The 12,726-nt window shown below is 69.3% G+C and carries 10 protein-coding genes and 8 pseudogenes; 9 read left to right on the top strand and 9 right to left on the bottom strand.

The window, feature by feature from the left end; all coding sequences use genetic code 11:
- Positions 1 to 60 precede the first annotated feature (60 nt).
- The gene (locus ABZ117_RS23280) at positions 61 to 597 is read left to right on the top strand and encodes a GNAT family N-acetyltransferase (protein WP_356823792.1); all 537 of its coding nucleotides are present in this window, start codon (positions 61 to 63) and stop codon (positions 595 to 597) included.
- Here ABZ117_RS23280 and ABZ117_RS23285 read toward each other — a convergent pair.
- Positions 581 to 1,456: an IS5 family transposase gene (locus tag ABZ117_RS23285; protein ID WP_356823631.1), complete on the bottom strand. Its 876-nt coding sequence runs from the start codon at positions 1,454 to 1,456 to the stop codon at positions 581 to 583. The two genes, ABZ117_RS23280 and ABZ117_RS23285, sit on opposite strands and share 17 nt — an antisense overlap.
- A 624-nt stretch (positions 1,457 to 2,080) precedes the next feature.
- Between ABZ117_RS23285 and ABZ117_RS23290 the strand changes: the two are divergent.
- Positions 2,081 to 2,777, top strand: a pseudogene (locus ABZ117_RS23290) (glycoside hydrolase family 19 protein).
- A gap of 11 nt (positions 2,778 to 2,788) precedes the next feature.
- On the opposite strand, the gene ABZ117_RS23295 reads toward ABZ117_RS23290, so the two are convergent.
- Together ABZ117_RS23295 and ABZ117_RS23300 are read right to left on the bottom strand one after the other, a co-directional pair.
- On the bottom strand, positions 2,789 to 4,180 hold the full coding sequence (locus ABZ117_RS23295; RefSeq protein WP_356823633.1) for an APC family permease: 1,392 nt from the start codon (positions 4,178 to 4,180) through the stop codon (positions 2,789 to 2,791).
- A 55-nt stretch (positions 4,181 to 4,235) separates the two neighbouring features.
- Positions 4,236 to 5,105 carry a carbon-nitrogen hydrolase family protein gene (locus ABZ117_RS23300; protein ID WP_356823634.1) on the bottom strand — a complete coding sequence of 290 codons (870 nt, stop codon included), beginning with the start codon at positions 5,103 to 5,105 and terminating at the stop codon, positions 4,236 to 4,238.
- Positions 5,106 to 5,199: 94 nt separating this feature from the next.
- Here ABZ117_RS23300 and ABZ117_RS23305 point away from each other — a divergent pair, with 94 nt between their 5' ends.
- The gene (locus ABZ117_RS23305) at positions 5,200 to 5,970 is read left to right on the top strand and encodes an FCD domain-containing protein (RefSeq protein WP_356823636.1); all 771 of its coding nucleotides are present in this window, start codon (positions 5,200 to 5,202) and stop codon (positions 5,968 to 5,970) included.
- A gap of 622 nt (positions 5,971 to 6,592) precedes the next feature.
- Entirely contained in the window at positions 6,593 to 7,345 is a 753-nt protein-coding gene (locus ABZ117_RS23310; RefSeq protein ID WP_356823793.1) for an NPP1 family protein, read from the top strand.
- Between the two features lie 87 nt (positions 7,346 to 7,432).
- On the opposite strand, the gene ABZ117_RS23315 is transcribed toward ABZ117_RS23310, so the two are convergent.
- A complete protein-coding gene (locus ABZ117_RS23315) occupies positions 7,433 to 7,828 on the bottom strand; it encodes a transposase (RefSeq protein WP_356823794.1) in 396 nt (131 codons plus the stop codon).
- Positions 7,829 to 8,345: 517 nt separating this feature from the next.
- Between ABZ117_RS23315 and ABZ117_RS23320 the strand changes: the two are divergent.
- Positions 8,346 to 8,459, top strand: a pseudogene (locus tag ABZ117_RS23320) (IS5/IS1182 family transposase); the annotation flags it as partial.
- Between the two features lie 467 nt (positions 8,460 to 8,926).
- The gene (locus tag ABZ117_RS23325) at positions 8,927 to 9,064 is read left to right on the top strand and encodes a hypothetical protein (protein WP_356823638.1); all 138 of its coding nucleotides are present in this window, start codon (positions 8,927 to 8,929) and stop codon (positions 9,062 to 9,064) included.
- A 10-nt stretch (positions 9,065 to 9,074) separates the two neighbouring features.
- On the opposite strand, the gene ABZ117_RS23330 is transcribed toward ABZ117_RS23325, so the two are convergent.
- The 3 genes and pseudogenes from ABZ117_RS23330 to ABZ117_RS23340 all read right to left on the bottom strand — a co-directional run bounded on the left by ABZ117_RS23330 (position 9,075) and on the right by ABZ117_RS23340 (position 10,874).
- Positions 9,075 to 9,824, bottom strand: a complete 750-nt coding sequence (locus ABZ117_RS23330; protein WP_356823640.1) for a methyltransferase domain-containing protein — start codon at positions 9,822 to 9,824, stop codon at positions 9,075 to 9,077.
- Positions 9,825 to 9,949: 125 nt separating this feature from the next.
- Positions 9,950 to 10,372 (bottom strand): annotated as a pseudogene (locus ABZ117_RS23335) (gamma-glutamyl-gamma-aminobutyrate hydrolase family protein); the annotation flags it as partial.
- A 19-nt stretch (positions 10,373 to 10,391) separates the two neighbouring features.
- Complete coding sequence (locus tag ABZ117_RS23340) at positions 10,392 to 10,874, bottom strand: molybdopterin-dependent oxidoreductase (RefSeq protein ID WP_356823641.1); 483 nt, start codon at positions 10,872 to 10,874, stop codon at positions 10,392 to 10,394.
- Positions 10,875 to 11,012: 138 nt separating this feature from the next.
- Here ABZ117_RS23340 and ABZ117_RS23345 point away from each other — a divergent pair.
- From ABZ117_RS23345 to ABZ117_RS23355, 3 pseudogenes are all read left to right on the top strand, one after another.
- Positions 11,013 to 11,401, top strand: a pseudogene (locus tag ABZ117_RS23345) (TOBE domain-containing protein).
- A gap of 47 nt (positions 11,402 to 11,448) precedes the next feature.
- Positions 11,449 to 11,556, top strand: a pseudogene (locus ABZ117_RS23350) (molybdate-binding protein); the annotation flags it as partial.
- Positions 11,529 to 11,858 (top strand): annotated as a pseudogene (locus ABZ117_RS23355) (ATP-binding cassette domain-containing protein); the annotation flags it as partial. The pseudogenes ABZ117_RS23350 and ABZ117_RS23355, both read left to right, overlap by 28 nt.
- Positions 11,859 to 11,879: 21 nt before the next feature.
- Here the strand turns inward: ABZ117_RS23355 and ABZ117_RS23360 are convergent.
- Together ABZ117_RS23360 and ABZ117_RS23365 are read right to left on the bottom strand one after the other, a co-directional pair.
- Positions 11,880 to 12,318: pseudogene (locus ABZ117_RS23360) on the bottom strand (pyridoxamine 5'-phosphate oxidase family protein); the annotation flags it as partial.
- A 45-nt stretch (positions 12,319 to 12,363) separates the two neighbouring features.
- Positions 12,364 to 12,714: pseudogene (locus ABZ117_RS23365) on the bottom strand (gamma-glutamylcyclotransferase family protein); the annotation flags it as partial.
- Positions 12,715 to 12,726: the final 12 nt, after the last annotated feature.

The following is a 12,726-nucleotide window of genomic DNA, read 5'->3' on the forward strand; positions in this document are numbered from 1 at the left end:
CGAAAGTGCTTGGTGAGGATGACGGAGGGCCCATCTGTGATCAAGAATGATTGGATGGTCATGCTTGAGACTCCCCGTTTGATCCTGCGTCGCTGGCGCGAGGAAGACGTTGCGCCCATGGCTGCCGTCAATGCCGACCCCGAGGTCATGCGGTGGATTCGTGACGGCGGCGTCCTTGACGAACAGCAGACTCGCGGCCGGGTCCAGGCGTGGGAGAGCGAGTGGGAGTCACAGGGCTTCGGTCTGTTCGCCGTGGAGATCCGGTCCACTGGCGAGCTGGCCGGGTTCACCGGCCTTTCGGTGCCCAACTACTTGCCGGAGGTTCTGCCGGCGGTTGAGGTCGGCTGGCGGCTGGGACGTTCCCACTGGGGGCAGGGCATGGCCACCGAGGCCGCTGCGGCCGCTGTGCGGTTCGGGTTCGAAGAGCGAGGGCTGGAGCGGATCGTCAGCATCGCTCAAGTGGGCAACGACGCATCCGAACGGATCATGACCAAACTGGGTATGCATCCGGTCCGTGAGACCGTCAGTCCCGCTGGCGGTCGGCGAGTACGCGTATTCGAGTTGTCGTCGGACCATTACGTCACAACCACTCGTTGATGGCCGCTACGAGGACGGTCGCCTCGTAGCGGACCGCGAGTTTGTCGAAGCGGGTAGCCACAGCTCGGTGCCTTTTGAGTCGGTTGATTCCACACTCGACCGCATGCCGAGCCTTGTAGTCCTCGGCGTCGAATTTGGGCGGCCTGCCACCGAGAGCGCCCAGCCTCTTGCGGTTACGCGCCTGGTCGGCCTTTTCCGGGATGGTGCAACGGATGCCGCGTCGGCGCAGGTAGGCGCGGTTCCTGCGGGAGGCGTACGCCTTGTCAGCCCTCACGCGATCGGGACGGACACGAGGCCGGCCCGGCCCGATACGGGGCACGCGGACCTTCTCCAGCACTGGTTCGAACTGCGGCGAGTCCCCGCGCTGTCCAGCGGTGATCACGACGGACATGGGCTTTTGTCCCTGCTCAACAGCCAGGTGCAGCTTGGTGGTGAACCCGCCGCGCGAACGTCCCAGTCCGTGATCAGAGGGCTCGGTGAATAGACCGCCGGGTGGCTCTTTCTGCAGGTCACCCCGTTTACGAGCCCCGGCCGCGTGCTGATGAGCGCGGCACACTGTGGAGTCAACGCTCAGATCCCACGTGATCGAACCCTTTGCATCAACCAGGGACTGCAGCCGCGTGAGGACCCGGTGCCAGGTGCCATCCCGCTGCCATCGACGGAACAGATCGTAGATCCGGCCCCAAGGCCCGTACTCAACAGGGACGTCCCTCCATGGGACACCGGTACGGACCCGGAATCGTATGCCATCTATGAGCTGCCGCCGGGACCAGATGGGCGGCCGTCCCTCCTTCCTCCCCTTCGGTAACAAGGGCTCCAGCACCGCCCACTGTTCGTCCGTGAGATCTCCTCGCGCCATAAACCGCGATCATGCATCCCTCAAGATCCACTTTCGATACACGGCCTAGTGCCGGCCGGCGGCTTCATGAACGCGCCCGGACTTCATGTCAGTCGAGCTGGGGTGTCGTCCCCGTGCCCTTGTCGAAAGGCTCGATCGTCATTCATGGCCGTCCGCTCCCGCACACGCTTCACCGCTTTTACGGTGCAGCCTCGTCACAGCCGCGCTTGCACTCTCGGCCTGTCTTCCGACAGCCTCCACATCACTGGCCGCCCCCTCCAGAAGGCAGGCGACCGGTGTCGGGTCACGCACTACGGGCCCCAGCCACCGGGCGCCCTCACCGTCGACGGAGAATGCTTCGACAACAGCGCGGCCACCGCTGCGAGTTCTCCCAGCCGCCAGCCTCAGCTGTAGTTCGGCACCCGTATCCAGGTCACCGATGTCGCCAACGGCAGGTCGCTGGTCGTACGCATCAATGACCGGGGCACCTTCGTCCAGACGCTCCTGGAACCCAAGTGCCTCGACCTGACCGACGGAGCCTGCGCCCGGCTCGGCGGAAGCCTTGATCCTGACGCCGGTCACGTCGGCATGCGAGCGAACTTCGCATGTCAACCCGCCATGTTCATACGGCTCTTTCCCGGACGCATGGCCTTCGGCCGGCTCGCGGCCGGTGGCGTCGTCGCAGCCGTGCTCGCCGTACTCTCCACCTCCGCGCCGCCCACGCCGCCGACGGCCGGATCACCGGACTCGCCGGGGAGTGCGTCGACGTGGCCGGGGCCAGGCAGCGCGAACGGCACCACCGTCCGGCTCCACGACTGCAACGGCACCGCTGCCCAGCAGTGGTCCAACCCCGGTGACGGAACGCCCCGGCGAGCGGCGGCGGCAACACCCCGTCAGAACTCGTCGTCTCCGAGGCCGAGTTCAACCAGATGTTCCCGGACCGGAACAGCTTCTGCACCTACAGCGGCCTCGTCCATGCCTGCCTACCCGGCCTTCACCAACACCGGAAGCGACATCGTGAAGAAGCAGGAGGCCGCCGCCTTCCTCGCCGACGTCAGCCATGAGACCGGCGGACTGGTGTATCACCCCTGGCCGGTGCGAACGACGCCTCCGTCGCCCGGAAGACCGGTCTGTGGTACTGGAACACCCGGTCCGGCCCCGGCCCCATGACTCCGCACAACGCCATGGTGAACCAGGCCGGCTTCGGGCAGACCATCCGCTCCATCAACATTCTCTGGATTGTGATGGCTAAGAACCCCGCCCGGTGCTGAGCCGAGTCGACGCCTACCAGCTGTTCGCGTCGATTCTCGGCGTCAGCCCCGGCAGCAGCCTGTACGGCTGATCAGACCCCGGTCACTTCGTGTTCTGCACAGGCGCGGCGCCTTGGACGTCTTCCGGTGCGGTCTCCGTGAACGACATCTCCGGCGGCGGCACGCGGAACATCCGGGTCAGGTAGGCCAGGTACAGCACGCCGAGGCTCAGCCAGACCAGGCCCAGGGTGAGCGCCCTGCCGTCGAGGTTGTACAGCAGGTAAAGGTCCACGACCGCGCCGATCGCGGGGGCGACGAGGTACGACAGCGGGCGGGGGGACTCGCCGGCGCGGCGACGCCGTACGTAGGTGGCGAGTACGGAGACGTTGACGAAGGTGAAGGCGGTGAACGCGCCGAAGTTGATGAAGGACGTCGAGGCGGCCACGTCCAGGCGCAGGGCGATCAGGCCGACCGCGCCGGTCAGCGCGATGTTGAGCGCGGGGGTGCGGTAGCGCTCGTAGAGGCGGGCGAACACCTTGCGCGGCAGGGCGCCGTCGCGGCCCATCGCGTACAGCAGGCGTGAGGTGCTCGCCTGGGCGGCGATGCCGGAGGCGAACTGCGCGACGACGAGCCCGGCCAGGAACACCGAGGAGAACAGGTCACCGCCGATGGTCTTGGCGATCTCGAAGGCGGCGGAACTGGGGTCGCCGAAGGCGCTGCCCGGATGGGCCAGCTGGGTGGTGTAGGCGACCAGGACGAAGATGCCGCCGCCGATCAGCGCGGTGAGCAGGATCGCGCGCGGCATGGTGCGCTTCGGGTCGACCGTCTCCTCCGTGAGCGTGGTGACCGCGTCGAAACCGAGGAAGGAGTACGCGGCGATGGCGGCACCCGCCGAGACCCCGGCGGCGGTCGTCGCGCCGTTGGCGAAGGGTGTGGTGCTCACCAGCGCACCGGCGCCGCCCGTCTGGAAGACGTGGCGCACCGAGAGGACGACGAAGATGCCGATGACCAGCACCTGGAAGACCATCAGCAGGTCGTTGACGCGCTCGGCGGTCTTGATGCCCCGGATGTTCAGCGCGGTGGTGACGGCGATGAAGCCGATGACCCATGTCCAGTGCGGCACACTCGGGAACTGGGCCTGCAGGTACGCCCCGCCGATCAGCCAGATGACCATCGGCAGGAAGAAGTAGTCGAGCAGGGTCGCCCAGCCGACGAGGAAGCCGAGCCGCCCGTCGATCGCCTTGCGGACGTAGGTGTAGGCGGAGCCGGCCACGGGGTACGCGGCGGCCATCTTTCCGTAGCTGTGGGCCGTGAACAGCATCGCGACCAGAGCGAGCAGGTACGCCGTCGGGACCGCCCCACCGGTACTGGCGGCGACCACGCCGAAGGTGCCCAGCACGATCAGCGGGGTCATGTAGGCGAGACCGAACAGCACGACGGCTCTGAGGGTGAGGGTGCGCGCGAGTGCGGGCGCGCCGGTGGTGCCATTGGCCATGATGGGGCTCCGGGGACGTACGAGCGGGGGACGGTGAAGGGCGGGAAGCCGGAGGTCAGACGCCCGGACGCCAGGTGCGCGGGTCGATGCGGCCGCCGTACAGCGGAAGCTCGATGGGGGCGTCGGTGTCCGTGAACTGGTCCCACATGCGGTTCACGCCTGCGGTGCCGTACGTCCGGACGCGGGTCACGTCGTCCAGGTCGATCACGTCGGTGAGGATGGTGCTGCCGTCGCCGGGCGCCTCGGCCCGGATCCTGCCCTCGGGGTCGACGACCAGGCTGTGCCCGCTGCCCAGGGGGCCGGCGGTGTTCACGCTGACCACGTGCACCTGGTTGACGATGGCGTTGGCGCGGGCCAGGACGACCTCCTGCGCGCGATCGGCGGTCGTGGTCATCACGGGGTTGACGATGACCTCGGCGCCCTGCCACGCCAGGTGGCGGGCGACCTCCGGGAACCAGGCGTCGTAGCAGATCGCGAAACCGATCCGCCCTGCCTCCGGGACGTCGAAGACCACGAACCGGTCGCCCGGGTCGTAGGGCTCGCTCGGCCGCCAGGGGAACACCTTGCGGTACCAGGCCGCCAGGCGCCCCTGGGGGGAGAAGGCCAGGGCGGTGTTGAACAGTTCCCCGGCCGGCCCGCGCTCGCACACCGAGCCGGGCAGCAGCCAGAGACCCAGATCTCCGGCGAGCTCGGCGAGCTCCTTGACGCGGGGGCCGTCCAGGGGCTCGGCGACCTCTCGCAGCTGCTCCTGCGCCTCGGCGCCGAGAGCGTCGACGCCGCATAGGTGCAGCTCGGGGAAGACCGCCATCCGGGTGTGCGGGAAGCGGGCCATGATGCTCTCCGCCTCAGACGCGAAACCAGCGAGCGGCATATGTGCGGGCCTCGGGGGGAGCTGGGCGAGAGCCAGGGGCAGGGGGCGGGACATGAACGCGAAACTAGTTCAAGATGAGCACTTAAACAAGAGTGCTCAAGATGAGCATTTTTCAGCGGTGATCGACGAAGCTGGTTAGGGTGACACCATGCCCGGCAGCGACCACGCCCCGACCACCGGCCTCACGGCCCCCGAACTCAGCGGCGTGCGCAGGCTGTCCGCACTGGAAGCGGTCCGGGCCCGGATCGCTCTGGCCGTCGATCTTGGCCTGCTGGCCCCCGGCGAGCGACTGCCGGGCACCCCGCAGATCGCCCAGGCCCTCGACGTCGGCGAGATCACCGCCCGTCGCGCCCTGGTCTCCCTGTGTGCCGACGGTGTTCTGGAGCGCCGCCGCGGGCGCGGCGGGGGCACCCTGGTCGCCGCGCACCCCACTCCCGGCACCGTCCTCACCACGGACGTGTACCGCACGGCCGGCGACGCCGTGCGCCGGCTGATCGACCACCGGCTCGCCCTGGAATGCGGCATCGCCCACCTGGCGGCGGTCCGGGCCTCCGACGAGGACCTGTCCGAGCTGCGGCAACTCGTCGAGGAGATGGACCGCGCGCCCAGCTGGGCCGAGTTCCACGGCTGCGACGAACGCTTCCACCTCCGGCTCGCCGAGGCGACCGGCAGCTCCTCGATCACCGGCCCCTACGGCGCGGTCCTGCGCGAGCTCTACCGCTACTACCTGCCCTATCCCATGGACGCGCTGCGCGCTTCCAACCGCGAGCACCGCGAACTCCTCGACGCCCTGCGTCGCCAGGACACCGCCGCGGCCGGGGAAGTCGCCCGGCACCATGTGGAAACGCTGCACCAGACCATGTTCGTAGGCCTGCTCAGCACGTCCGCCGAAACCGGAACCGCCAGCACTGGCAACTGAACTCCATGGGTCGATCGACTGCCCAGGCAAGGTCCGCTTGTACAGACCCGCGTGGTGAAGTCCGCACCCCCAAGGGGCGCCCCCCCGCGGAGAAGCCGCTGCCATACCCGAAGAACGGGTCCCCCCCGGCGGCTCTGCCGGCATTCACCACCCACGGTCAGGGGTCCGGGCATTCTGTGCCGGAGCCCCAGGCGACCGACGAGGAATCGGCCGTGCCACGTCGGGCGGCACGGCAGCGTTCGCCAACCGGGACTGCGCGAGAGGCTCTTCACCGGCGCCCGCTGACGTTCTCGCGCATCGGCCGGGCTGCGGACACCCTGGCCGACCTCGTGGTGATCACCCCATGCCTCCTGATCGCCGACGGCACGGCCACCGGCCCCCGGAGAAGCACACGCGGAACACCGGACAGTACGGAACCGGAGCGGTCGGCGCGGCTCGCTCGGCCACCGGTCCGAGGCACGACAAGCAACATCCGCGACGTCCCTTGATCTCGACGCAGAAAACCAAGAGGATCATTGCAACTCGCCACCCCACAAAAGGAGTTGGAGTGCGCACCACATCCTCATCACCGGCCCCGCAAACGGAGACCACTTCCCGCCGAACGAAGCGCCCCGGCAAGAGGATCCGCGACCTCGCGCTCACCAGCGCCCTCGCCGCCACGGCCCTGGTCATCGCTCTCCCGACCGACGCGAACGCCAACGTTCTCACCCTCCTGCCGCAGCACGCCGACGGCTTGGAGCAGACGTTCTCCCCCGCCTACGACTACGACGGCGACGGCTGCTACACCACCGCCGCGATCGGCGCGGACGGCGCCATCAATCCCGGGCTGCCCCTGGGCGGAGACGTGAACGGCCACTGCCACGATCCCGCTCAGCTGGCGAACGCCAACACGTACTCGCGCGAGAAGTGCAACAACGGCTGGTGCGCCGTCATGTACGCCAGCTACTTCGAGAAGGACCAGGCCACGCTGGGGCCGGCGGCCATCGGCCACACCCACGACTGGGAACACGTCATCGTGTGGATCTCCAACAACCAGGTCCGGTACGTCTCTGTGTCGCAGCACTCCTCATACCTGGTGAGTCCGAGCTCCTCGGTACGCTTCGACGGAACCCACCCGAAGATCGTGTACCACAAGGACGGCGTGTCGACCCACGACTTCCGCTTCGCGAACACCGACGACGAGCCAGCGGAGAACGCCACCGGCGGCTGGTTCTACCCGCGCCTCGTCGGCTGGGAGGGCTACCCGGCCGGCTACCGCGACAAGCTCCTGAACGCCGATTTCGGTGAGGCCACAATCAAGATCAAGGACGGCTCCTTCAATGACAACCTCGCCTACTCCAAGCCCTCCGGAATCCCGTTCGACCCCTACGCCTGAGACATCGATGCACTGCTGAGGGGACATCGGGGCGATTGCATCGGGGCGAGAGCCTGTCAACCAACTCTGCACCCACAGACATTGCGGTTACTGACGGGCTGCCAGCCGGCCGGCCGGCTGTTGAGGCGTACTGTGCCGGTGAGGCAGGTGTCTGTAGACCTCCCGGACAACGAAGCGTTTCGGACAGCGGAGGATTTCCTTCTTCGTCACGCCTTGGGCGCTGCGACGGGCAACGTACTCCTGCGTCCGGCGATCGTGTCGCATGCGGACGATGACGATCGCGTGCAGAGCCCGGTTCGCCTGGCGGTCACCTCCACGGTTGAGGCGGTGCCGGTTCGTGCGGCCGGAGGACGCTGGGATGGGGTGCGGCCGCACACGGGTGGGCGCGAAGGACGGCTCGGACCTCGGCCGCTCGGGGTTCTCGCCAGCGGTGATCAGAAGCTGTCCGGCGGTCCCGTGACCGACACCGGGCAGGGCAAGCAGCTGCGGTGCCGGCCCTCGTCACCAGGGGCTTCAGCTCAGCGTCCGTGTCGGCGATCTACTGGCTGAGTGCCCGGTAACGGCGGGCGAGGCGCCGCAGAGCTGTCCTGACGACGCAGGCGGGGTCCGCCAGATCGCCGACGGGTCGGGAGCGGGCCAGGTGGTCGATCAGCTCCACCGTAGGCAATCCCCGGAACTGCTCGCGCACTTCGCTGGGGCGGTGATGATCGGTGTGCGGATCTGGTTGATGGTCTGGGTGCGGGCCTCGATGGCCGAGCTGCGGGGCACCGCAGGGCGGCGCGGATGGCTTCAGCGATGCCGTTGCGGGACTTCGGTGTCCCCGGGGCGCGGCCCGAGAGCACGGCTGTTGCTGCGGCACAGGCGTCGACGGGGTCGGACTTGCGTGGCAGTACTCCCGAATCAGGGCTCCACGTGGAGGCGAAGGCTCGTCTCGTACTGATACCGCGTTCCATTTACCCGGCTGCCGGAGTCGATGAACTCGCGGTACACCGTCTTTGCCGTCGAACGGTACTTCAACCGCCTCAAGCAGTGGCGCGGCATCGCCACCCGCTACGACAAGACCGAGTCCTACCAAGCAGCCGTCCCCCTCGCATCGCTCCTGATGTGGGCGTGAGGTGACGACAACCCCTAGCGAGCCCTTGGACGGGAGCACCCTCCCAGCGCTGCTCGAACCAGCTGCGGGTTGAGCTGTGGCGCCGTGGGGCCCCGACAGCCGGCAGGCGGGCCGCCGCGGGTCGGGTGAGTAGCCTCTGCCGCACGGAGCCCGCGATGACCACGCGCCGCACCGACGGGGCTGGGGTACACCCATCCGCGAAGTCATCCGCGTCCAGGACGTCATCGATCATTGCTGCGGCACGGCCCTCTCCGTACTGGGCGTGCGTCGCGCGGGCCACGCAGGTACTGAGGCGATGACAGACGCGCTCCGCCGCACGAACTCTGGCTGCGTCCGGTGGGAGCCATACCGCCTGCCCGTGACCGAACAGACCCGTCGGCTGCCGCTGTTCGCCGACGCTTAAGGGCTCGGTCGCGCCGACCGTGAGGCCCTGCCCGGCACCGCAAGTTGAGCGACTGGAGCACCTCGTGGGGACACAGCGGGCCGCGGCCGGTGTCGCCGCCTTCCCCCAGCACATCGCCGACGGCCACGACGCGCTCTACCGGGCGGACCAGGCGCACATCGCCCGCCACGAAGAAGCATTCGTGGCGGCGCTGCTGCGCTGAGCCGAGGAGCTCAGGCGATGCGTACCGCGCGGGCCAGGAAGTGGTGCTGCGCGTCCTCGTAGCAGGTCAGGTGCCAGCCAGCTGTGTGCAGGGCGGGCCGCAAGTTGGTCTCGTCCAGCGGGTCGTCCGGGTCGAGGGGGCGGCCATGACGGGCGGCCCGTTCGGCGCGGCCGGAAGGGTGGAAGAGGACCAGGACACCGCCGGGGGCCGTCACCCGGGCCCACTCGCGCAACGCGGTGGCGGGTTCGGGGAGGTGGTTGATCAGTCCGGCGCTGAAAATACCGTCTACCGTTCCGGACCGCAGGGGCAAGCGGCAGGTGTCGGCCAGCAGCAGCCCGGCGTGGCCGGCCCGCCCGTGCCGGGCGGCGGCATCGAGCATCGCCGGAGTGAAGTCCACGCCGAGCACCACCCCGTCGTCCCCGACCTCCGTCCGTAGCGCGGGCAGCACCCGCCCGGTGCCGCAGCCCAGATCGAGAACCGTCTGCCCGGGGCGCAGTCCCATCCGGACGACAGCCGCCTCGTAGACAGCGCCGTCGGCGGCGAAGCGCTCCTCCCAGGTGGCTGCCATGGGCGTGAAGAAGGCACGGTTCGCGGTCTGTGTCGCCCGGCCGGCCACCAGTGCGGCGAAGCGCTCGAACACGTCCTCGCGGTGCGAGGCCAGCGCGGCCAGTTCCGCGGGTGCGGACTCGCGCAGGTGCGGCGCGCTGGCCGCCTCCTCGGGAAAGGCAGCGGCGAAGGCGTCGACGGCGGCCTTGTCCACCTCAAGGTGGAACTGCAGCCCCAGGCCGCACCGCCGGTCCGGAACGCCTGCATGCGGTAGCGGTCGCCGGAGGCGAGCAGCGTCGCCCCGGCCGGGAGGTCCACGGTGTCGCCGTGCCAGTGCAACACCCTGAGCAGTTCGGGAACGCCGGCGAACAAGGGGTCGATGCGCGCGGCCCACTGCATCCGTACCTCGCCCCAGCCGATCTGCGGCCCCGCCTCCCCCGGACGAGCCCGGCCACCGGCCGCCACCGCCAGCAGCTGCGCCCCCAGACACACCCCGAGCACGGGTACCTCGGCGGCCAGTGCGGCACGCAGCAACGCCAGCTCCGACGCACGGCCGGGAAAGTCCTCGTACGCCGCCATCGGGCCGCCCATCACCACCAGGGCCACCGCTCCGGCGAGCGTGTCCGGCACGGGGTCCCCCGCCCAGGTCCGGCACACCCGCAGCGCCAGCCCGGCGGCTTCCAGGGCCGCGGCGATGGCGTACGGCCCCTCGTGCGGTACGTGCTCGACGACCAGGACGTCCGCCTGCTGCGTCGGACTCACCGGGCTCCTCTCATCGGCGTCAGGTCCATGAGGTGTAGCCGCCGTCCACGCGGATGGCGTTGATGCCGCTGATGTGCCGGGCGCCGCAGCGATCCTGGGGAAGGACGAGCTGCGGGCCGGCCCGGTCGAGCGGGGTGTCGTCGATGCTGACCGCGAGCAGGACGGGAGCGCGTCCGAAGTCCGGGTCGATCTCCGCCCAGGACAGCAGCGCGTGGTGCCCGTCCGCTCCCGTCACCGCGATCAGGAAGCGCAGGCGGTCCTTGCGGCGGGCGGGATCGAAGGCCGGTCCGGCGGCCGACAGGACGTCGTGCAGCAGCGGCCCTTCGAAGCCGTGGTGCTGTACGCCGCTGGCGGCGCACTCGAAGCTGACCCGCACCCGATGCTGGGGCCAGCCGAGCAGGTCGGGCACCGACAGCCGGGCCGGGCGTGCGAGATCGCCGGTGAGGGCGAGTTCCGCCATCGGACTGGCGGCCGTACCGGCAGTTGCGAGGGACTGACTCACGGGCTACCACCTCCCGGATGACCGTACCCGGACCGGCATTCCATACAAACGCACATTCCAACCTCTCGGATCAAACATCCGGCTCATGCGATGAGAAAGACGACCTCCACCTTGCATTTGCGGCAATATCATCGGCGCATGCACACCTACCGGATCGGGGATGCTGCCGCCCTACTCGGTGTCAGCGCCGACACCGTGAGGCGCTTGGTCGACGGCGGGAAACTCACCGCCGAGCGCGACGAGATGGGCCGCCGGATCATCGCCGGGCCGGTCCTTGCGGCCTACGCCCGGCAGGTGCACCGAACGGAGCGGGAGAAGACCGGCTCCTCGGCCCGCAACCGCCTCTCCGGCATCGTCACCGACGTAATCCTCGGTGACGTGTGTCCGCGCAGGTGGAGATCCAGGCCGGACCGTTCCGGGTGGTGGCGCTGGTCAGCCGCGAGTCGGCTGAGGAACTGAAGCTGGAGCCCGGTGTTCCGGCGGTTGCCGTGATCAAGTCGACCAACGTGGTCGTCGAGAGACCGTAGACAAGTCTTCGCGAGTGTTCGCGAGGAACAAAGGGAGTGGACCCGTGATGACCCGTACCGCGCGCCGTACCCGCCGGACCCTGCAGGTGGCCGGTGCGGCAACCGCCGCGCTGCTGGCCCTGAGCGCCTGCTCCTCCTCGGACGACTCCTCGTCGCGCGTCCCCGGGCCACCCCGGAGGGAGTGGACGCCCGTCTCGTCGTCGACCGCGGCGCCTTCCGGCTCGACGTGGCCCTGACGGCCGCACCCGGCGACGTGGTCGCACTGCTCGGCCCGAACGGCGTCGGCAAGACCACCGCCCTGCGCGCACTCGCCGGACTCGTCCCGCTCACGGACGGTCATCTACGCCTGGACGGCGCGCCGCTGGAACGTACGGCACCCGAGTCCCGCCCGGTCGGCGTCGTCTTCCAGGACTACTTGCTCTTCCCCCACCTCACCGCCCTGGACAACGTGGCCTTCCGTACGGAAAGCCCGGTCACGCTCCTCGGTGTCGGCCGGGTGCTCGCTCTGACGGCCCAGCAGCACCTCGGCACGGGCGCAGGACGAGCGGGCCAACAGGTCGGCGACGCTCTGCTCGGCCGGGGCGAGCTCGACGGCACCCGCACCCGGACCTGCCGCCCTAGCAGGGGCCAGTAGAAGGTAAGCGCCGCAAGGGGCCGGTCGGCCAGCTGACGGCTTTTGGGACTGCCGGCGTGCACCGCGAACTGCCAGCCGTCGCAATCCACGTTTTTCAGGATCAGCACCCGGGCGTCCGGCCCCCGTCCTCACCGACCGTCGACAAGGTCATGGCATGCGGCTCAGGCACCCCCGCCGCGATCACCTCCCGCAGCCAGCCCAGGAACAGCTCGGCCGGATCGGCGGGGGCGATGGCCGGGTCGAAGTCGGCCAGCGGGCCGGCGAAGACCTCCAGGCTCCGCAGCCGCTCCCGCACACCCGCGGGCTGCTCGGCACCCTGGCGCTCCAGGTAGACCCACGCACGGTTTCCCGACCGCAGGATGACTTCGACCCGGGCGTATTCGTCGACCTCGTAGGCGTCGGCCATGGCCAGTTCGGCGTCGCTGATCGTGAAGACCTGGCCCTCGACGGCGTCTTCCGGGTCCGTGGCGGCGACGACCAACCGGTGCCGGTCGGTGCCGCTGGCCTCTATCACGGCGGGATCGGTGATCTGGATGGTCGTCATGCGGTGGCCGGGCAGCGCGTCGGCAGTGCCGTGGAGCAGGCGGCCGAACTGGGTGAGTTGGACCTCGGGCAGTTGCAGGGTGCCGTAGGAGAAGAGGTGGTGGACGGTCTGAGCGGGCCCGGTCGGATCAGCCATACGGCGAAGTCT

The sequence above is a fragment of the Streptomyces sp. NPDC006309 genome, from assembly GCF_040613095.1.
Taxonomy (GTDB): Bacteria; Actinomycetota; Actinomycetes; order Streptomycetales; family Streptomycetaceae; genus Streptomyces.

Excerpts from the sequence above, each read along its gene's own strand:
- ABZ117_RS23280 (WP_356823792.1), top strand. The coding sequence starts at position 61 with ATGCTTGAGACTCCCCGTTTGATCCTGCGTCGCTGGCGCGAGGAAGAC.
- ABZ117_RS23285 (WP_356823631.1), bottom strand. The coding sequence starts at position 1,456 with ATGGCGCGAGGAGATCTCACGGACGAACAGTGGGCGGTGCTGGAGCCC.
- ABZ117_RS23295 (WP_356823633.1), bottom strand. The coding sequence starts at position 4,180 with ATGGCCAATGGCACCACCGGCGCGCCCGCACTCGCGCGCACCCTCACC.
- ABZ117_RS23300 (WP_356823634.1), bottom strand. The coding sequence starts at position 5,105 with ATGTCCCGCCCCCTGCCCCTGGCTCTCGCCCAGCTCCCCCCGAGGCCC.
- ABZ117_RS23305 (WP_356823636.1), top strand. The coding sequence starts at position 5,200 with ATGCCCGGCAGCGACCACGCCCCGACCACCGGCCTCACGGCCCCCGAA.